This is a genomic window from Pseudochrobactrum saccharolyticum (assembly GCF_008801715.1).
In the GTDB taxonomy this organism is placed as follows: Bacteria; Pseudomonadota; Alphaproteobacteria; order Rhizobiales; family Rhizobiaceae; genus Pseudochrobactrum; species Pseudochrobactrum saccharolyticum.
This window is the reverse complement of record NZ_VZPG01000003.1, coordinates 268,333-288,879: the sequence shown is the minus strand read 5'-3', so window position 1 is coordinate 288,879 and position 20,547 is coordinate 268,333. Positions and strand designations below refer to the sequence as shown.

General features: G+C 46.3%; 13 protein-coding genes and 3 pseudogenes. 3 read left to right on the top strand and 13 right to left on the bottom strand.

Annotated elements, in window-relative coordinates; genetic code table 11:
• Positions 1-251: 251 nt before the first annotated feature.
• From F7P81_RS11445 to F7P81_RS11390, 12 genes and pseudogenes are all read right to left on the bottom strand, one after another.
• Positions 252-1,355 (bottom strand): annotated as a pseudogene (locus F7P81_RS11445) (IS110 family RNA-guided transposase).
• Between the two features lie 99 nt (positions 1,356-1,454).
• Positions 1,455-1,844, bottom strand: coding sequence for a hypothetical protein (locus F7P81_RS17105; protein ID WP_170265261.1), 390 nt, complete (start codon positions 1,842-1,844; stop codon positions 1,455-1,457).
• 111 nt (positions 1,845-1,955) lie between these two features.
• Entirely contained in the window at positions 1,956-3,389 is a 1,434-nt protein-coding gene (locus tag F7P81_RS11435) for a radical SAM protein (protein WP_151159601.1), read from the bottom strand.
• A gap of 35 nt (positions 3,390-3,424) precedes the next feature.
• Complete coding sequence (locus tag F7P81_RS11430; RefSeq protein ID WP_151159600.1) at positions 3,425-4,702, bottom strand: glycosyltransferase family 2 protein; 1,278 nt, start codon at positions 4,700-4,702, stop codon at positions 3,425-3,427.
• Between the two features lie 20 nt (positions 4,703-4,722).
• Positions 4,723-6,081 carry a glycosyltransferase family protein gene (locus F7P81_RS11425; RefSeq protein WP_151159599.1) on the bottom strand — a complete coding sequence of 453 codons (1,359 nt, stop codon included), beginning with the start codon at positions 6,079-6,081 and terminating at the stop codon, positions 4,723-4,725.
• Between the two features lie 15 nt (positions 6,082-6,096).
• Positions 6,097-7,116 (bottom strand): Gfo/Idh/MocA family protein, encoded by a 1,020-nt coding sequence (locus F7P81_RS11420; RefSeq protein WP_075656673.1) that lies wholly within the window; start codon positions 7,114-7,116, stop codon positions 6,097-6,099.
• A gap of 18 nt (positions 7,117-7,134) precedes the next feature.
• Positions 7,135-7,911: a ThuA domain-containing protein gene (locus tag F7P81_RS11415; RefSeq protein WP_151159598.1), complete on the bottom strand. Its 777-nt coding sequence runs from the start codon at positions 7,909-7,911 to the stop codon at positions 7,135-7,137.
• A 13-nt stretch (positions 7,912-7,924) separates the two neighbouring features.
• Positions 7,925-8,953: an ABC transporter ATP-binding protein gene (locus F7P81_RS11410; protein WP_151159597.1), complete on the bottom strand. Its 1,029-nt coding sequence runs from the start codon at positions 8,951-8,953 to the stop codon at positions 7,925-7,927.
• 5 nt (positions 8,954-8,958) lie between these two features.
• On the bottom strand, positions 8,959-9,789 hold the full coding sequence (locus F7P81_RS11405; protein WP_151159596.1) for a carbohydrate ABC transporter permease: 831 nt from the start codon (positions 9,787-9,789) through the stop codon (positions 8,959-8,961).
• Positions 9,789-10,769 carry a carbohydrate ABC transporter permease gene (locus F7P81_RS11400; RefSeq protein ID WP_151159595.1) on the bottom strand — a complete coding sequence of 327 codons (981 nt, stop codon included), beginning with the start codon at positions 10,767-10,769 and terminating at the stop codon, positions 9,789-9,791. The genes F7P81_RS11405 and F7P81_RS11400 overlap by 1 nt, the downstream gene beginning before the upstream one ends.
• A 17-nt stretch (positions 10,770-10,786) precedes the next feature.
• Entirely contained in the window at positions 10,787-12,070 is a 1,284-nt protein-coding gene (locus F7P81_RS11395) for an ABC transporter substrate-binding protein (RefSeq protein WP_374828088.1), read from the bottom strand.
• Between the two features lie 337 nt (positions 12,071-12,407).
• A pseudogene (locus tag F7P81_RS11390) lies at positions 12,408-12,694 on the bottom strand (DDE-type integrase/transposase/recombinase); the annotation flags it as partial.
• A gap of 719 nt (positions 12,695-13,413) precedes the next feature.
• On the opposite strand from F7P81_RS11390, the gene F7P81_RS11385 reads away from it, so the two are divergent.
• From F7P81_RS11385 to F7P81_RS11375, 3 genes and pseudogenes are all read left to right on the top strand, one after another.
• On the top strand, positions 13,414-15,450 hold the full coding sequence (locus F7P81_RS11385; RefSeq protein ID WP_170265260.1) for a DUF11 domain-containing protein: 2,037 nt from the start codon (positions 13,414-13,416) through the stop codon (positions 15,448-15,450).
• Between the two features lie 191 nt (positions 15,451-15,641).
• Positions 15,642-19,256 carry a TonB-dependent receptor gene (locus F7P81_RS11380; protein ID WP_246176106.1) on the top strand — a complete coding sequence of 1,205 codons (3,615 nt, stop codon included), beginning with the start codon at positions 15,642-15,644 and terminating at the stop codon, positions 19,254-19,256.
• A 165-nt stretch (positions 19,257-19,421) separates the two neighbouring features.
• Positions 19,422-19,766 (top strand): annotated as a pseudogene (locus F7P81_RS11375) (DDE-type integrase/transposase/recombinase); the annotation flags it as partial.
• A 99-nt stretch (positions 19,767-19,865) separates the two neighbouring features.
• On the opposite strand, the gene F7P81_RS11370 reads toward F7P81_RS11375, so the two are convergent.
• Complete coding sequence (locus F7P81_RS11370) at positions 19,866-20,228, bottom strand: cupin domain-containing protein (RefSeq protein WP_151159592.1); 363 nt, start codon at positions 20,226-20,228, stop codon at positions 19,866-19,868.
• Positions 20,229-20,547 lie beyond the last annotated feature (319 nt).

Sequence of the window (20,547 nt, the reverse complement as noted above, 5' to 3'; positions counted from 1 at the left end):
CGAACACGTTTAAACTACCCCGCTTTCACGTGGTGGTCAATTTGATGTAGCCTGTGTACGGTGCTGGAGATGACAGTCTGAACCGATGGTTATCATACTCTCATCCGCGGATCGTTACCGCTTGACCATATTCGATGCGGGCTTGCCTCGCTCTAAGAACGGATATTTATCCCAACATGTGTCGAGGGTTCCCTGATCTTTAGCCGCCATATCCAGCATGCTGCACAGACAAAATTAATGATGCAATGTATTCAGGTGTAAAGCGGCACCTTTCGAGCGATGTCCCAGATGAAGCCAGCGAGTTCGCGCGCAATAGCTGTCAGAACACGCGGTTGCGGTTTTCCCGTTTTTGAAAGATCACGATAACGTTTGCAAAGCCTCGTCTGCGCTTTCCAGCCAATGTCTCTTATCTCCTGCGGAAGATGTCGGCTTCGTTTGAGATGAAGATGCCGTTCACGCGGTGGATGCCGGGATGACCAGCTCGCCTCAACCATCATGGTGCAAACCAGAGCATTGCCGGTCTTTGTGATACGCCCCGTCTGATCGTGTTGCCACTGGAATGCTCACTTGGTACGAGGCCCAACCAGGCCATCAACTGACGTGGGTTCGTAAAGCGGCCAATATCACCAATTTAGGTTGCTAAAGTTGCGGCAATCGTCGTGTTCACACCACGTAATGCTCGCAGAGCATCAACAACATCCGCAAAACGCCAGCTCTTCACTGCATCTTCAATGGCTAGGTCCAGCGTTTGGATGCGTTCTTCGATCTGGTGAATGGCTCGTTTCAGTTCCTCAAACGCCAGTTGCTGATGCGGATAGCGGAACTTGCGCAATTCGTTGAGCCAACGCCAATGGATTTTCGTCCAATATGTCGGCCGACTGTAGCGAAGACCATGCTGTAACAGAAAACTCAGAAGCTATTGTTTGGCGATCTTCAACGCTTCAAGAGCCTGTTTGCGCGTTCGGATTAGATCACGCATGGCCTCTTGCTCTTCGTCGGGCGTCCAGATTGGCGTCAATTCACCAGCCCGCCATAACCGCGCCAGCATTTCCGCATCTCTCCGATCGGTCTTGACTCGATCACCAACGCGACGCGGGATCATGGATGGGGAAACAACGGCGTAATCAAAGCCCAGCTTTGTCAGAAGGCGATGCACCCATAACCGCAAGGGCCTGCTTCATAACAAAATACTGGACATACACCTGCACCCAAGAGCAGCTTTGTAAGGCGTAAAACCGCATCAGTTGTGTGCTCAATCACACCATACGGACTTCTCCGTTCCGGCCGTCATCTGCTGTGGCAATAGCAATCGTATCGGCATGGACATTAAGCCCAACATAGACCACTCGTTCCATGAGTACTTTCCTTTCCAAACTCTTTGATTCGACAAGAAAAACCTAGCGGCTTTGCCGCGATAAGCGGCACTGTCTTTTTGGATTGTGGACAACCTTTGCTCATCCACCAAAAATAAATGAACAGTTAGCTTCGCGAGGTGAGTGCAGCGCTCTGATGGTCAGTTCCCGATACCATTCTTGACATGCTCGCATAAAGCCAATGCTCCACCAGGGGTGGGTATTACGAGAAAACTGTGGGGTGGCAAGTTTTGTACAGATGGCTACTTTGCAGGAACAGTTGGTCGCCACGGCAATGAAGAAACGATTGGTGAGTATGTGAAGCGGCAGGGGCGAGCCCAAGCGCTCTATAAAAAGCTCCATGAAGATCACAAACTTGCGTTGTTTTGAGCTGAGTTCAATACCCCGTCCCTTGAGATAGGGATCTTTTATTGAAGCTTGTACGCTTGCAAATTGGCCAAGGAAAATTCCAGATTCTTTGATAGCTTGCACCACTGCCCTCCAGAATGTTCAACATCAGAGTTTCATATATGGCAATGCGTAAGGTTAATCGGGTCATTAAAGATTTGTACGTATTATGAAGAGTTTTGAGATTACAGGTAATTAAATCGTATTAATGATGGCCTCAGAAAGAACTCTTCCATTTTTAGTGAGAGTAACGGAGTTTGAATCCATTTCAATCAGTTCTTTCTTTTCAAGATCAGTCAAAATATTTAATACATGATCATTGTCAAAGAAGGATTTTCCGTAAAATTTTTCTTTATGAATTTCATCAATAACAGGATGACAAGTGGAAAGTGCCATTTTAAAAGAAATAATTTCCTGTTTTAATGGAGATATCCCTTTAGTGGATAATATAGGGATTTTGCCATTTATGACTGCATTTTCATAATCAGAAAATTCAGTATAATTTATGGATTCTGATCCACGGCACTTTGAACTTCCTCCTACACCGATAGCAATTTCTGGAAATTGCTTATCTTGATCTGTGATTATTCCTTTCCATTTTTCTGGCTCATTTCCTTTTTTGTAATAATACATATTTGGATGTTCATTATAATCATTGAGCAACAAATCATCGATAATTTCACGCATTTGATATTGTTCACCAAGGCTTGGAATGTTTAATTTGGAGCTATCGTTTTTTCCCTTTATTTTTTTTTGCCAAACTGACGGCCGTTGCATCGACACACCGGTTCTTGTCTTCATAAAATCTTCAAGGTGTAGTTTTGTGCAAACAAGATGCTCTAAATTTAATTCGCGCGCTTTTAATATATCCTGCCGCACCAGATCGACAGTTTGGTTACGTAATCCATAAATCAAATCAACACTAATCCACTCAAAACCAGCCATTCTGGCATTATGCACCGCTTCAAAACAATTCTGACTATTATGCATTCTTCCGGATGAACGGATAATTTCATCCGAAAAAGACTGAGCCCCGAAAGAAATTTTTGTAATCCCTAAATGAGAAGCGGCCGTCAAAAAAGGCAGGGTTAAACTGCCGGGCTCACCTTCTAAACGCAAAGTCGCCTCACTGAAATTGAAATGCGTGCGATAAAAATCCAGCAACCGTTCGAGTTCTTCAACAGGCAACAAAGAGGGCGTACCACCAAACAAATTGAATTCACCAATTGGCACGTCAGCTAAATGTGGAACTGCCTTCAGCCATAATCGGGCTTCTGAAATATTTAAATCAATCACTTTGGTAAACATATCCCGTGATTTGGGATCTTTGGGATTTATAAGCACTATTGGAAATTGGCAGAAATGACAGCGATAACGGCAAGTCGGAATATATGCCCACAAATGGATCGGATTATTTTGTTTTAACGCATGATTTAAATCAGCAAAAAAATCAGTCGCGGAATAGTTGTCGATATCTCCGGGAAAAACATGTGCACCAAATGGATCCCGGTACACATATTCCAGGAGATCCCGGTTCTCCTGCTTCATCAGTATATCAGCTACCGCAGGCCGCGGATAATTCGGATCAAGAATATTCAAGGATGCTAATGCTTTTTCAATATTCTTCATAGCGTTACCTATATGGAGCAATCCTTTCAGTTGCTTTAGAAAACACCGCCATTCGCAAAATAATTATGTGCACAGCCGGACTCCCGATCTTCACAAAAATAATAAACAAACTTGTGAAAATCATAAGGATTAAGTCGCAAAACCTCATCAAGACAATCAGGCAGCTCCGGAGGATACCCTATGTCTTGACCAATATATTTACGCATACGAGAGAATATCTCGTCTCTAAATTCAAAATAAAGTCGATAGGACGGTGTTTTATACAAATGAATTGGTCTGAAGTTTAATATCCCTGACTCAATTTTTATTTCTTCAATTCGATAAATAATCCGGTTTAAAAGATCAAAGCCAAAAAAATTTATAACTTGGGGGTCATTGTAAAGTTTCGGATTTAAAAGTAAGGGGAGTATAATATTCTTTGGGACAAAATCTTTTATAGAATAATCCCATGCCAAGCCCGACTGATCATCATTCAGGTCACCTTGAAATCCAGTCTCAATATCGGCACGTACATCCTTCATGACGATGATGCCGTCCGCACCATAAGCAATTCCGTTTATAACTTCCTTCAGAAGATAGTCTACACGTCTGCTATTAATCTGTACCATAGCATGGTGGACATAAGTGTTGCTCCCTCCATTCGCAACGATCTTGATGCCAAAATCCCAGTCATCTGATAAATGTTGTACGAAACAGCCATTCTTAATTTGATAGAAGATGTCTATTCCACCAACGGCTTCATATTTTTCCCGTTCAACAGCAAAACCTTTGCCATCGGGAAATCCGCCGAAGAGCTGAAATGTGAATGCTCTGCAACGCAGTGTTTTTTCAATTTGTCGCCATAAATGTGGACGGCTGTGGAAATGCTTTTGATCGTAATAATAATTACACGTGCCCAGATCAGCGTCATCTTCTACCATCTTGCGGTAAAGTTTGTAGAGCCACTGTTTATCGACAATGCAATCCGCATCTGCAGAAAATATATAAAATTTATTATCGACTGATTTACGTTCGTCACGTTCGCGAGAACGTATCGTAACCCAGTCCATTCCTCTTTTACGTGCGGAAGAGACACCCTGAATGTTTTCTGAAATGCAGTAGAGATTTAAATCCGGGTGACGGGCATGAAAATTCTGAATTTTTACAATTGAGCTATCTGTAGAATTATTATCAACGATCACAATCTCATAGAGATCTCGATCAATCAAAGATATATCATTATATTGATAATACAGGGCTTCAAGAACACGAACAATCATCTCCTGCTCATTAAAAACCGGAACAACGACTGATAATCGTATTTGATCCTTCATCTCGTGCATAACATTGCTAATTATTTAAAAAAATTACAAAATTTATGTAATACTTGGTCAGATAAATACTTTTGGCCTAGTTGATGATTAAATTTCGCGTAGGCTCGCATTTTTTCCGGAGAGTTTAACAACTCGTAGACATCATCTATAAATGTCTCATCAGGCAGGCCATCCTGATATTTGGTTATCTCCATAACCGGCGCCAAATAGCCTTGATCGCCATAAACAGCATCGTAATATTCATAACGTGTGGTTAAATAGCATTTAGCCAGAGATATAGCCTCTCCAATTGGATTGCCATAACTGTCATAATCATAAGACGTCAGGAAAGAGACGGCATCCGAAGCTAAAATAATTGTTTGAACAGACAATTCATGATTATTATGCTTTTCTAAAATAAACGGAAGCCCGCCTAAAAACAATATATTTTTTGTCAGCCCAAGCTGGTCGGCCAATAATTTCAGTGCTGCCGTACAGTGCTTATTTTCATTTGTATCTCCCACAACCAACAAATATGTTTCTCTGCCTTGAGTAGCAAAACGCTGCCGTAGATGACTGACCAGATGAATATCCCGATCTATCCGTTTTTGCGGGATTATACGCGTGGGTCTGGTAAGAACAACATCCGTACTCTTAATCTTAAGCATAGGCCTGACAAATCCAGAATTTTCACAATGTTTAAAATTATAAGTGTTTGGTAAAACGCTGAGATCAATGTCAGCACCAGCCCATTGTTTCAATTTCCAAGCCGCAGCTTCATGCAATGTGACATACTGAATAAACGGAGAGAGAACCGGCTTTACAGCATTGTGATATGGCGCATTACCATATTTTTGCACTGCTGTTTCACTACTCCACATCAAATCATGGTCGCGCCAGATTACAAATTTTCCGAGATTTAACTCTCGGCCATATATATCGATTGCTTTATACAGCGCTTTCGTAAAAATAACATTTTCAGGCAGTGTACCATTCTCGACGACAATATAAGAAATGTTTTCACGATTCCAGTATTCGCAAATATTACTGGATAGTTCATCTGAGATTTTTTCTATTCTCTTGTACAAATCTGAAAATATCAAATTTATTTTTCCGATACTATTAACTTCACGGAAAACAAAATTCAAAAAATTAATATTATAATCACATAGCGAACGGATATCAGCAGTACGCGCGAGCTCAACCCAATCGGGAAAATAACATCGTAACGCTTCATAAGGTTTGCCCAAATTGCCCTTATCCGTTTTAATGTCATAGCCAAGGTCCAAAAGGATATGAAAACCTTTTTCTTTAAGAACAGCCGCTAATTTAAGTGCTTCGGTGATGATCCCCGAGATAGCGACACCGTCAAAAGAAATTATCCAGATATTTTTCATCATAAATACCCTTAAAATTCACATGGAGCTCATCGCTATATCAAGCAGTCGCTGGATTTTTGCCGCTTGTTCAAATGATGGTTCCTGCGTGTCTCCTTTCATTACCGCATCGACAAAACACTGATAGGTCGTGCGCACGGCCGGAGCCTCTACCTGTTGCCAGTTACCGTCATCAACATCCGCGCCGGTACAAATTGCAAGGCTCGTTCCCTGATGCCAGTGCCGTAATTCCAAGCCACCTTTATCGCCATAAACGCATAGCTTTAATTCGTTGATACGCCCCGTCGCCCAGCGACTGGCATGAACAACTCCCAGTGCGCCGTTGGAAAAACTGGTTGTCATAACAAAGCTATCATTTGCATCCAACTCATAGCCTTCAATCCGATTTTCCGATGCTTTATCAAAAGTTTTGAGGCGGCAGGATATAGCGTCAATATCGAGATCCGAGCCGAAAGTGACAAAATCCAGTATATGAATGCCAACATCACCCAGCACACCATTTGAACCGTGTTTGGTCGATAATCTCCACAGCCATGCCGGATCGCTACGCCAATCCCCCCAGTGCTTTGACACTAACCAGCTTTGCAAATAGGAAGCTTCGACATGATGCGGTGTGCCGATTACGCTGGCACGGATCATATCCCGTGCCTGGGACAGTTCAGCTATATTGCGATAACTTAGATTAACCATCCCGATTTTGCCGCTTTGTTGTGCGGCTGTGACCATCGCCAGAGCATCAGTATAATTTGTTGCCAGTGGTTTTTCACAAAACACATGTTTATCTGCATCAAGAGCCTGCAATGTCGTAACACAATGGCTGGCATCGGGCGTGGCGTTTGCCACAGCATCAAACTCACCCCACGCAATTGCTTCCTCCAATGTGTTGAATAAACGCGGGATAGAATGGGTCAGTCCGAAAGCTTGCAGCCGAATAAGATTGGGATCGACGGCTGCAACGATTGTCACCTCTTTGATCGCGCCAAAATGCATTGCATGATTATGTGCCATAGAGCCGGTACCGAGGATTAATAAGCGCATAGCCCTGTCCTGAATGTATTATAATGCAGCAGTGCCAGCGCCGTTATCCTCGCTCCGCAAGGCAAGTTGCTCTGGCGCTTCATCTGCCGGTACATTGGGGGCATCGGCAATCGCAGCCACTCTGCTTGGATTATATGCCCAGTGCACAGCATTGCGCAGAGCCTGCCCGACATGAGGATTATAATATGTAGGATAGGTTTCATGACCGGGGCGGAAATAAAATATATGACCAGCACCACGCTTATAGGTCAGGCCCGAACGAAAAACTTCACCACCCTCAAACCATGAAATAAAAACCGTTTCCAAGGGGTCAGGAATGGTAAAAGGCTCCCCGTACATTTCCTCGCTCTCAAGCTCAAAATATTGAGGCAGTCCTTTGGCAATCGGGTGTGAAGGATTAACGACCCACAGCCGCTCTTTTTCTCCGGCCTCGCGCCATTTCAGCGAGCAAGGCGTTCCCATAAGCCGTTTAAACGGCTTGGAAAAATGCCCGGAATGCAGCACAATCAGCCCCATACCTTGCCAGACACGGTGGATTATTCGTTCCACAACTTCGTCACTGACTTGCTCATGTGCCTGATGACCCCACCAGAGCAGAACATCTGTTGTTTCCAGCCTCTCATCGCTTAACCCATGTTGATCTTCCCGCAATGTCGCAGTTGAAACGGAGAGGTCTTTATCTTCAGTCAGCAGTCTGGCAATCTGACAATGCATCCCATCAGGATAAAGCTGGCCAACTTGCCGGTTAATCTGCTCATGAATATTCTCTCCCCAGACGAGCGTTTGAATAGTCATACAGATTGTCTCCTTATGTCGCGCCGCGCCCCAGGAAATGGCCGCTTGCGTCGAATTTATAAAGGTATTCGCTATGTTTAACGGCGATATGCGTCGGTTTTTCAGCTTGCTGCATTACCGGCGTGACCGTTGCATTGTCCCGCACGATCAGAGGCTCACCCGCGCCAATATCAATATAAAGATAGGCTTCTGCGCCGAGATTTTCTCGCAAAATGACCTTGCCACTCCAGTTCGCAGGCGTGGGAGAAAGTATGAGATGTTCTGGGCGTATCCCAACCGTGTGCGCACCAAACGCGGCAGCAAAACGCCCGTTCAAAATATTCATTTTGGGTGAACCGACAAAGCCCGCAACAAACAATGAGCATGGTGCTTCATAAAGTTCTGACGGTGTGCCGACTTGCTCGACCCTTCCTTCGCGTAAGATACATATGCGGTCGGCAAGAGTCATAGCTTCAACCTGATCATGGGTGACATAGATCATAGTTGTTTGCGGCATTTTTTGTTTGAGCCTTGTTATTTCTATGCGCGTCGCAACACGAAGAGCTGCATCGAGATTGGACAAAGGCTCATCAAACAAAAATACCCGCGGATTACGTACGATAGCGCGGCCGATGGCAACACGCTGGCGCTGTCCTCCGGAAAGCTGGCGTGGCAGGGATTCAAGATAGGGTGTGATTTGTAACATCTCGGCAGCTTCACGCACGCGCCAGTCAATCTCTTTTCGGCTATGCTTGGCCAATTTAAGACCGAAAGCCATATTTCTGTAAGTAGTCATATGCGGATATAGCGCATAGGACTGAAACACCATCGCTATGCCTCGCTGTGAAGGTGCCAGCTGATTAACGACATTGCCGTCGAATAAAAGTGTGCCGTCTGTAATATCCTCAAGTCCGGAAATCATACGTAAAAGTGTCGATTTTCCACTCCCTGAAGGGCCTACGAATACCATGAACTCACCCGATGCAATCTCAAGGTCAACACCTTTGATTACTTGCAATGCGCCATAGGATTTATGAAGATTATCCAGCTGGATATGTGTCATGAGTTCTATCCTTTGACACCACCGGCTGTCAGACCGGAAATGATTTTCCGTTGAAAAATCAAAACAAGAATAATCAATGGCATCGTGACAATCGTGGATGCCGCCATAATATTACCCCACGGCACTTCATGCCCGCTCACGCCGGTTAACAATGCTATTGTCACGGGAATGGTGCGCATTTCAGAGGATGAAGTAAAAGTCAGCGCAAACAAAAATTCATTCCATGCGGCAATGAAGGCCAGTAGGCCGGTTGTCACCATAGCAGGCCACATCAGAGGTAAAAAAATGCGTGTAACTATCGTCCATGACCCGGCACCGTCAATAATCGCGGCCTCTTCAATCTCCAAAGGAAGCTCACGCATAAAAGACGTTAAAATCCAGACCGTAAAAGGGAGCGTAAAAATCATGTAAGAAAAGACGAGACCAGCAATACGGTTATACAGACCCAAAAAACGGATCGTTTCAAACAGGCCAGCGAGCACAGCAATTTGCGGAAACATAGAGATGGAAAGGATCACCATCAGGATCAGATTACGACCGCGAAACCGTGTGCGGGATAAAGCGTAGGCCGCCAGCACAGAGAACAATAGTGATAATAATACTGTTATACTCGCAACCAATATCGAGTTGAAAATATTGCGTGGGAAATTGCTCGTATTGATAACCGCGTAGTAATTCGCCAAAGACAGATTTTCAGGCCAGTAATGCACTTCAAACAGAGCCGTTCCCGTTTGCATGCTGGTCGTAATCGCATAATAAAAAGGGAAAATCGCAAGTATAATAATAATCGCAACCAGCAAGTATAATGCGCAGGTTCGTATAAAAATTGACACCATTACTGCGGCTCCTTTCGGAGGGGCGATTTGCCAAAGCTCAGCACAAAAATAGCCATCAATGCAAGGATCAGGAACAACAGCGTTGATTGCGCTGCGCCATAGGAAAACTTGTCAAAATCAATTAGATTTTCGCGAGCGAGAACAGACATAGTTTTCGTTTGCGAACTGTTGGGTGTCAAAACATAGATCAGATCAAAAATTCGCATGGCATCCAACATGCGGAAAATAATTGCCACGATCAGTGCAGGACGTAGCAATGGCAGGGTTAAGCAGAAGAACTGTTTGACTGGGTGCACACCATCCACCCGCGCCGCCTCATAAATTTCACGCGGGATCATCTGTAAACCGGCTAACAACAACAAAGCCATGAATGGAGTTGTTTTCCAGACATCTACAATGATTACCGCAATCATCGCGGTATCAGCACTCGCTGTCCAGGCAACAGGATGCGAAATCACACCAATGCGCAAGAAAAGGTCATTTAAAATACCAAACTGATCATTGAGCATCCATCCCCAGAGTCTCGCTGAAACAATAGTAGGAATTGCCCAAGGAATAAGAATAGCAGCGCGCACCAGACCCCGCCCTCTAAATGAGCAATTCAGTACGAGTGCGATAATCATGCCAAAAACTGTCTCAAAAAAAATGGAGACGAAACTGAAATAAACGGTGTTCCATACAGCCTGCCACCACACCATATCAATTAACAAGCCGGAATAGATAACCCGTCCACTTTGTAACTCACTCCATGACAGATAATTTTGCAACCCTAGCCAGCGTGCCTCATCAAGGTTGGTCAGTCTGGCATCTGTGAAAGAGAAATAGATTGTGCGAAACAATGGCCAGAACGCAACCACAGCTAAAACCAAGCCGACAGGCATAAGAAACAGTATCGCCATTCGTTGCCGGCTTAATAAAAAATCGAAGCGTTGCAATGGCTTTGCAATATATTTTGAACCGGCTTTATCTATAGTAACCATTTCATGCCTATCTCCGGTTACCAGGCGTTTCCTTTGAGAATAGTGAGTTTTTCTTCAAGTCGAGCAAGATTGTCGGCCGCAGTGCCGTTTCCTGACAAGGTGTCATGCACAGCGCTCCAAAACAGTGAAGAAACCTCATTATATTTGGTTTTTGTTGGCGCTGACGGGCGCGCAACGGCCGTTTCGAATATCGGTTTCCATTGCGGCAACAATGGTTGCGCATCAATTATCTGTGGGTCATCGTAGAGTGTTCGGATTGTCGGCAGCAGAGAAAGCGCAATTGCACGCTCTTTCTGCGCTTGTTTTGAAGCAAGGAATTTCGCAAGCTCAATGGCCTGTTGCGTGTGTTGCGAATATCTGGAGACTGCAATATTCCATCCGCCGAGAGCTGCTGCTGATGGTTCATCCACATGAGCAGACGGCAAAGCTGTTACGCCGACTTTGCCACGTATAGGACTGTCTGCATTATTACTCAGCGGATAAACATAAGGCCAGTTCCGCAGAAATACCGCATTACCGGTTTGCCAGACACCACGGCTTTCTTCTTCACCATAGCCTAGCACCCCCTGCGGCGCTATTGAGCCAACCCAATCATGCGCATTCTCAAGCGCTTTAATGGCGTTCTTATTATTGATGCTTATTGAGCCGTCTGCTTCTACGACTTGTCCAGCGCCAAAAGATTTTATCCATTCCAGCGCAGTGCAGGTGAGGCCTTCATAGGCATTGGCTTGAAACACATAGCCATTTATACCTTTATTGCCAGACATACGTTCTTTATCTTGAATATATTGCGCTGTTTCAGTGAGCTCGTCGAAAGTTTTCGGAACTGATTTTTGGTATTTTTCCAGCAAATCTTTGCGATAAAACAGCACTGCCGCATCCGCAAACAGCGGAAGCGCAATCAGTTTACCATTCACAGTCTGACTTTGAATGACTGATGGAAAATGCGCTGCTACAATATCTTTGGCTGCACTGCTCAGATCGAGAAACTGATCAGCCAATTGCGGAGCCCAAACAATATCAGTTCGGTAAAGATCAATATCCGTATTGCCAGCTGCCAGCCATAGACGATATTGGGCAAACTGGTCGGAAGAATTGGATGGCATATCGACGATCGCGACTTTATTGCCGGTTATTTTTTCAAAATCATCCAGTTGCTTACGTAATAATGCCTGACCGTTACCAGTATCGCCGGAAGCAATGGTCAAATCAGTGGCAAATACGGATTCAGATGAAAAAAATAAAACCAATAAAGCTATTATTTGATAAGAAATTTTTGAACAGCTGATAAACATGTTCATCACCACGTGAAATTATCTTGGTAAATGATAGATCGATAATTTACTCGTGAATATCCCAATTTGATGGGCTTTGGAGGTGTTAGTGCAGGGATGCGATTTCAGCTTTAATGATCGTATAGAGTTGGATGGTATAGGTTGAGTTTTGACTTGCTCGTGAACCTGCTTATGCCAATCAAACACAATTCTGATTATCGCCATAAGATCCACAAGCAAAAATACCGGATCACAATTGGGCTCAGTATGAGGCGAGTTTACGCCATCGCGGTAAGAGGTGGTTCAGATTGTCTGAACAGTTTCGTGCGTTTGGCTAAGTGGATTTCCGCCGCGATTATGTCACATATTTAATCGACCGCCACAGCCGCTCAAAGAAGACATTGACGCGCCAGGCGCCCTTTCCATCCATCGAGATGGTAATTTCGGCCTTCTTCAGCATGGCAGTGAAGTCAATGGACGTGCGTGTAAACCCTGATCTGTGTTGAAGATTTCTGGCTTGCCGTAACGCGCAAGCACCTCCTCGACTGCTTCAATGCAGAAGTCCGCCTTCATCGTGATCGACAACCGCCAGGATAGAACCGGGCGACTGAATCAATCCACGACGGCACACAGATAAATAAACCTACGCGAGCGCATATAACCGCGTCCACAGTAAAGCTCCGTTCCGTGCAGAACGCACTTTTGCAACGGAGCTCATATTTCTTTGTTATAGAAAAATAATTTAAAATTGGGAGATATTTCATTAGGCGCTCATGATATTCGGATTAATGAGCGGCTATGTCACTCATGATAGACAATGCGCGGCTCGAATATATGGATACATATACGAGGGGTGGCTCATGTGTTGTCTAAATATTGGTGAGTTTTATTTAAATAAACTTAAAATAAATTTTCATAGAATATTAAAATTTTATTCTAATTCATTGCTTGTGCATTTCTCATATGTGCTTGTTTTAGCAAATTTATTTGTTGTTTTTGAAGTAAATTCTGCCTACTCGCAGTCCATACCGACTATATCATGCACAACAAATGGTTCAATCTTCAATACAGCCTATGGCGGCAATGCGGGGCCGCCGGTAAGTTCAGGCAGCGATCCAAGATGGGATGTTGCGATCCGTGAAAAACCGTTTTACGGATCACCGTTGCCAAGTGATCTGAAATTTGTGAATGCACAGATTGTGGATGCTAAGCCCTCTAGTTGGGTTCGCTCCCCTTTTAACAATGCTGGCTGGATTTCTTACACGCCCACTGCTGTGCATTCTCCAGATCGGAAATCTAACTACGATATTTTCTACCGCTATCAGTTTAACCTTGCTTCTGAAGTAGATATTGCTGCTTTCAGGTTGGCTATGGACTTTTATTCGGACAATTCCGTTTGGGATGTTTGGGTTAATGGTCAGCCACAAGGTGTGCGCTCGAATATTATATATACCAATCCAAGTGATCCTGCACAAAATGAGTATGACAGATACAATTATCAGGGTTTCCGCGCAGGGACTCAGGCATCAGGAGAGCTGAAGGCCAGTTGGCACTCCGGTCTGAATACGATCATTGTTCACATCAAGTCTGCTCCGCCCTCGCAAGGGTTTCTTGGGCAGATGAAAGTTACTACGCTTTGCCCGAAAGTAACGATTGCCAAGACCCTGTCGGGTGAGAGCGGCACATTGGCCGGTCAGGCGGAACCGGGTGAGGAGCTGCGCTATCAGATCACGCTCACCAATCATGGCGGCTCGCCGGTCACAGATTATGCTCTGAGCGACCGCTATGACGCCAATACCGAATTTGTCTTGGCCGATCAGGGCGGTGCCGATGACGGGGCGCAGATCAACTGGAGGGCTCTGACCATTCCGGCACAGGTGGGCGGGACTGCGGGCACACTTGTGCTCAATGCCACGCTGAAGGTCAAAGACCCGCTGCCGGCGGGCACCTCTCAAGTGGCCAATGTCGCCTATCGCAGTGACGAGACCCCACCCGATTGCAGCGCAGCCCATCCGCAATGTGTGACCATCCCGACAGCCGGTGCGGTAACGATTGCCAAGACCCTGTCGGGTGAGAGCGGCACATTGGCCGGTCAGGCGGAACCGGGTGAGGAGCTGCGCTATCAGATCACGCTCACCAATCATGGCGGCTCGCCGGTCACAGATTATGCTCTGAGCGACCGCTATGACGCCAATACCGAATTTGTCCTGGCCGATCAGGGCGGTGCCGATGACGGGGCGCAGATCAACTGGAGCGCTCTGACCATTCCGGCACAGGTGGGCGGGACTGCGGGCACACTTGTGCTCAATGCCACGCTGAAGGTCAAAGACCCGCTGCCGGCGGGCACCTCTCAAGTGGCCAATGTCGCCTATCGCAGTGACGAGACCCCACCCGATTGCAGCGCAGCCCATCCGCAATGTGTGGTCACGAAAGTCGCTGAACCCTCTGATATTATTATTACAAAACAGGCAAGCTTGCGGCAGATCCGACGCGGTGAGAAGGCTCCGTTTACCATCAAGGTGATGAATAAGAGTAATCGTCTGGTCTCTGATCTCAACGTCACGGACAAAATACCAGCCGGATTCCGCTACGTGGAGGATTCCGCAGAAATAGACGGTGTGGCGACAGTGCCGGTGGTGAATGGTCTGAATATTGTTTTCACTAATCTTTCCGTTGCCGCGAATTCTGAAATCGTGCTCCGCTTGCAAATGCTGGCGCTGAGTTCGGCGGCATCGGGCAGACATAGCAACCACGCTACCGTGACAGATTCTTCAGGCAACACCCTTGCCCCTGCTGCCACGGCGGAAATCGAAATTATGGTTGAGCCGGTTTTTGAATGCGGTGAAATTATTGGCAAAGTATTCGATGACCGCAACAGCAATGGCTATCAGGACGAGGGCGAACCCGGTCTGCCTGCGGTTCGTGTCGCCACGGTTAACGGCCTGCTGATAACAACGGATAAATTTGGCCGCTTTCATGTGGCCTGCGCTGCGCTGCCTGATCCTCGGATTGGCAGCAATTTTATCATGAAGCTCGACCCGCGCACCTTGCCGACAGGTTATCGCCTGACGACCGAGAACCCGCGTGTTGTGCGCCTCACCGCCGGTAAAATGACGAAGATCAATTTTGGTGCTGCGCTCGGACGTTTGGTACGGCTCAGCCTGAAAGATGATGCCTTCGTTGCCAGTGGCCTTGAGTTGAAAAAGCAATGGAATGAGGGGCTGGATCAGCTGATTGCTGTTCTGAGCCGGGAGCGCTCGACCTTGCGTATAACCTATCAGACAAAAAATCAAAAGCTTGCCGGACAGCGAATGAAGGTGGTGCAGAAGGAGATATCCCGAAGATGGAAGGCCGGTCGAAGCGGGTATCAACTCAACATTGAAACACGCGTGGAGGCAGGCAAATGAAGCGGCAAAGATTAAACTCCAGTGCATGCAAAACCGGCTCTGCCTGTTCTAATAGCCTGATGCCCTGTGCTCTCTTGACCGGCTGTGCAACGCTCGTTCTCGGTTTGAGCGCAGCCTCTGCTCAGCAGCCCAGAGAGGGCAGGCTGCCGCAGCGCAATCCGGTGTTGAATGCACAATCAACAGTCAGGGATGTGCCTATAGCGCCTAATGTAGAGCAGGACGGAAGCGCAGAGGGCGGTGATATTCCGTTTTCGATCAGTGTTGATGGCCAACCTCTTGTTGAAAGCAAACAACCGGAAAGCAAGGCTGGTGCAACGAAACAAACTAACGGGCAAAAACAGTCTGCCGACATGCAGCGTGAAACAGATGTCGGTATGAATGCAGTGGATATTCAGGTTAAGTTTGACGGGCTTGATGTGCAGCCAATGCTGAATATTTCTACAATACCCGTCCGGCGTGCCTATAAAACGGGAGAGCAGATCGTATTTCACGCTACAGCCAATTATCCGGCCTTTATCGAACACTCGGAAATTCGTATTTTTGCGGAGGACGATGACAAAAAAGAAGAGCTGATTACAACAATTCCGGTGAGGATTAATGGGCAAGCTGGTTGGGTGATGCCCGCTATGCAGCCGCTGACAAGCAATACGGAGCCGCGATATACCTATGTTTTGCGCGTATATGACAGTAAAGGCCGCTATGATGAAACATTACCGCGCTCTCTTGTGCGTACAAGCCGTGATCTGAAGCCGGAACAGGATGCGCCGTTTGAAGGCGTAGCGCCTGGCATGGGCGATGACTTTACGGCGTTGCGTAATATTCCGGTTTGGGGTGGTGCAGTCACCGTATACGGGCGTAATGTGCCAGACGGTTATCAGGTTCGGGTACTCAACGATACTATTCCCATTGATAAAAACCGTGCATTCGTTATGCAGCGTATTCTGCCTTCAGGTGATCATGATGTTGATGTGGCGGTTATCAACGGGCTTAAAGGTAGTGCGCTTGACTTCAAACGGCAGATCAATATTCCGCAGAATGACTGGTTTTATGTAGCGCTGACTGATCTGACGGTTGGTAAGCGCAGTGGCGACAAAAATATCCAATTTGTACGCTCCGGAGAATATGACGAAGTCTATACTAAAGGGCGGCTGGCCTTTTATCTGAAAGGCAAAATTCAGGGTAAATATCTGCTGACAGCTGCCGGAGATAGCGGCGAAGACAAAATCGGGAATATGTTTCGCGGCATGGACGCCAAAGATCCGCGCCAGCTTCTGCGTCGTCTGGATCCGGATGATTTTTATCCGGTCTATGGTGATGATTCCACTATGATTGATGATGCGCCGACAAATGGCAAACTCTATGTGCGGCTTGAGCGCGGCGACAGCCATGTGATGTGGGGAAATTACAAAACAATCATCAAAGGCACAGAATTTATGCGCTCCGAGCGTGCGCTTTATGGTGCAAGTGCTGTCTATCGCTCGGAGGATACAACATCTTTTGGCGAACGACGATCCGAGGTCACACTTTATGCAGCGCAACCCGATACGCTGCCGCAACGCGATGAGTTTCTGGCCACAGGCGGTTCGGTCTATTTCATGCGCCGGCAGGATATTACCGTGGGGTCGGAAAGTGTTACAATCGAGATACGCGATCCGATTACCGGTCAGGTGCAGGAGCGCCGGACACTGCGCATTGGTGACGATTATTCCTTTGATTATCTTCAGGGCTTACTGCTTTTGAAGCGGCCTTTATCCTCTTCAACCGGTACGTCTGATCCGGTGCGTGAAAGCGCATTGGGTGGCAATAAAGTCTATTTGATAGCGCAATATGAATATACGCCGCCGATCGGAGAAATTGATGGCTATGTCTATGGCGGACGCGCCCAACAATGGCTGAATGATAAAATCCGTATCGGTGTCACCGGCATGAGTGAAAATACCGGCCCTGCAAACCAGCAAGCCTATGGCGCTGATATCGCGATCAGACATTCAGAAAAAACATTTATCGAGGGCGAGTTTTCCCGTTCAGAGGGACCGGGTTTTGGTATGTCGCGGTCTGCCGATGGCGGCCTGACATTGAGCGATGTTAACACCACCGGCAGGCGTGACCGCGCGGCAATGGCTTGGCGCACGAAAGCACAGCTTAATCTGGAAGACCTGACCGCAAGCGGCCTGAAGGGAACAGCCGGCATTTATTATCAGGAAAAACAGGCCGGGTTTTCCACCTTGGCTGAGCAAATTGCTGCCGATCAGCGCAGCTGGGGTGCCTATGCTGATATTGATGTGACAGATAAAGTCAATCTGGATTTGATCTATGATGATTTCGCGGAAGATCAGGCCTATAGCGACATAGATAATCAACGCATCGGAGGACGAACGAAACGCAAAGGCACAGTTGCGATCAGCAAGCAACTCAATGAATACTGGAAAATGTCTTTCGGCGTTTCCTATATGGAATTGCAGAACCCGCTCACAAGCGCCTATAAATCGGGATATAATGGTTCACGTGCTGATGCGGGTGTGCGTCTCGATTATGCACCGGATGCGGATCATCTCTATTATTTGTTCGGGCAGGCGACAGTCACGCGTTCGGGTGATATTCGTCGCGGGGATCGCCTTGGAGCCGGTACAAAATTCAGGCTGACGGACAAGATTGATCTCGAGGGAGAGCTTTCCTACGGTGCTACAGGTTTGGGCGGACTTGCTGCTGTCGCTTATAATCCGACAGCAGAGGACACCTATTATTTTGGCTATCGTCTTGACCCTGATCGTGCCTTTGATGTGAACCGGAGCTATGATTTATCGGGGTCTGATCGCGGTACATTTATTTTAGGTGCGCGCCGGCAGTTTGACGATTACTGGTCAGGTTATGCTGAAAACAACTATGATCTATTCGGATATCACCGGTCGCTCACCAAATCCTATGGGGTGGTCTATACGCCGGATAAAGTCTGGAAATTTGATGGTGGTTTTGAAGCGGGAACCGTTGAGGACAATACAATTGATCCGGTGACAGGACACGAACGCTCCGATTTTGACCGCAAGGCTGTGTCACTGTCTGTCGCTTATAAAGATGAGGACTTTATCAGCGGGCGTATTCGCGGCGAGGCACGGTTTGAAAATTCAGATGACGGAACGCGTGATGTCAATACCTATCTTCTGGCGGCCGGTCTTGGCTGGAAAACTAGTAATGACTGGCGTTTGCTGGCGGCGGTTGATGCTGTTTTATCCGACACTACGGGCGAGAGTTCTTTTCGTGGCGGTGATTATGTTGAAACATCTTTGGGCTATGCTTATCGCCCCGTCAGCAATGACCGGCTGAATGCGTTATTCAAATATATCTGGCTCTATGATCAGCCGGGCGGGAATCAAGTCAGTGCCATAACGGGTGACGAATATGGCCCTGCGCAGCGTAGCCATATTCTGTCGGCAGATTTTACTTACGATCTTTTGCCATGGCTGTCGGTGGGTGCTAAATATGGCTTTCGTTATGGCAAAGTGCGCTATCGCCTTCTGGGTGAGGATCGCAATAAATTCGGCCTCTGGCAAACATCATCGGCGCATCTTGGGGTTATCCGCACGGATCTGCATATTGTGAAAAACTGGGATGCTCTGCTCGAAGGACGCGTGATGGTTATGCCGGAAGCGGGAACGACGGATTATGGCGCATTAACCGCCATTTATCGCCATGTGGGCGATAATTTCAAAGTTGGAGTCGGCTATAATTTCGGCAATTTTTCGGATGATCTGCGCGATCTTTCACTCAATGATCGCGGCGTTTTCCTGAATGTTGTCGGAAAATTTTAACAAGCAATCCGCATGGTTTTAGTGCATGGATCCCAAAACAATAACTCAGGGTAACGATTGGTCGGCCTTTTAGGCAGGGTTACGTCAGCGGGTTCTGTCGCAAAATTTTCATTCCTGCTGAGTTATGCTTCCCTATGTGTATGTAACTCGGTGAAGAGATAGCAGATGGCGGTCGATTTCAAAGGGGCTCATTTCCCCAAAGTGTCATCCTGCATGCGGTTTTCTTTTATGTGCGCTATGCATTCTCCTATCGTGACCTTCAGGAAATTCTGACCGAATGCGGCGTATCCGTCGACCATGCCACCTTGAGCACGCTGGGGCGTGCGCTACACACTGAAGATCACCGCGCAGGCTCAGCTGCGCATACGTCCTACGGCTCATTCGTGGCGTGCCGATGAAACCTATATCAAGGTTCGCAGCAAATGGACTTAGCTGTACCGGGTTTTTGGTCGCGATGATCAAGCCCTTGATTTCATGCTATCTGAACGCCGGGATCTGGCCACGGTGCAGTCATGTATTCCTCACCAAGACGAGCAAGAAAGTTTAATGTGCCGGTCTTAAAGTTGGAGTCCACATCAATAGGTATGACCTGTGTTACTGTCATTATTTTCACCCCTTAAGTTCGATCACTGTAACATTGATTGGATGGTTTCCATTATTTAGATCTTTATGTAGAGCAAATCCTTGTTTCGCATCCACATATAAAGGGATATTCTTTTTCAGGATGATTTTTGATTTTTTACCGTCTTTATAGATCACATCTAGTTCGCCATCTTCAGTAGATATTAAAACACGTGGGTTTTGATGTGTATGGAAAGGGAGTTCTTCTTTGGGGCAAATATGATATGTCCACACTTTGACATTTTGGTTTTCAAAATGCTGTACTCTTTGTGTCAAACATGCCTGCGCTATTGATGGAGACGTCAATAAAGTCAAAATAATAATGGAAAATGAACAAGGAGAAGTTTTCATAATACTTCCAGTTTTATTAAAATTTTTAATTTAAAATTTTCTTCTAATATTACAATTGCAATAAATATGGATGAATAAATAGCGACGTCGCAATGGCTCTGTTGTAAAGTGTTTAATTTTGCATGTTGTTAATAAAACAATGGCCTTTGTATTCTCGCTGGAACCTGAAGTTTACTGTAGACGGGGGCATGATCGTCGGGCGCATTTATTGGCAAATAGGCAAAGCGACCGGTAACTTATTAACTTCATATAGTTTAGTTCCATAATACATATTATGTATTTAAAAGCAAAAATAATTTATCGCCGGTTTTATGGAGGC

Bases quoted from the DNA above. Each gene is read 5' to 3' on its own strand.
- F7P81_RS11385 (WP_170265260.1), top strand. From the start codon at position 13,414: ATGGACTTTTATTCGGACAATTCCGTTTGGGATGTTTGGGTTAATGGT.
- F7P81_RS11410 (WP_151159597.1), bottom strand. From the start codon at position 8,953: ATGACACATATCCAGCTGGATAATCTTCATAAATCCTATGGCGCATTG.
- F7P81_RS11420 (WP_075656673.1), bottom strand. From the start codon at position 7,116: ATGCGCTTATTAATCCTCGGTACCGGCTCTATGGCACATAATCATGCA.
- F7P81_RS11430 (WP_151159600.1), bottom strand. From the start codon at position 4,702: ATGAAGGATCAAATACGATTATCAGTCGTTGTTCCGGTTTTTAATGAG.
- F7P81_RS11415 (WP_151159598.1), bottom strand. From the start codon at position 7,911: ATGACTATTCAAACGCTCGTCTGGGGAGAGAATATTCATGAGCAGATT.
- F7P81_RS11395 (WP_374828088.1), bottom strand. From the start codon at position 12,070: ATGAACATGTTTATCAGCTGTTCAAAAATTTCTTATCAAATAATAGCT.
- F7P81_RS11370 (WP_151159592.1), bottom strand. From the start codon at position 20,228: ATGAAAACTTCTCCTTGTTCATTTTCCATTATTATTTTGACTTTATTG.
- F7P81_RS11425 (WP_151159599.1), bottom strand. From the start codon at position 6,081: ATGATGAAAAATATCTGGATAATTTCTTTTGACGGTGTCGCTATCTCG.
- F7P81_RS11405 (WP_151159596.1), bottom strand. From the start codon at position 9,789: ATGGTGTCAATTTTTATACGAACCTGCGCATTATACTTGCTGGTTGCG.
- F7P81_RS11400 (WP_151159595.1), bottom strand. From the start codon at position 10,769: ATGGTTACTATAGATAAAGCCGGTTCAAAATATATTGCAAAGCCATTG.
- F7P81_RS11435 (WP_151159601.1), bottom strand. From the start codon at position 3,389: ATGAAGAATATTGAAAAAGCATTAGCATCCTTGAATATTCTTGATCCG.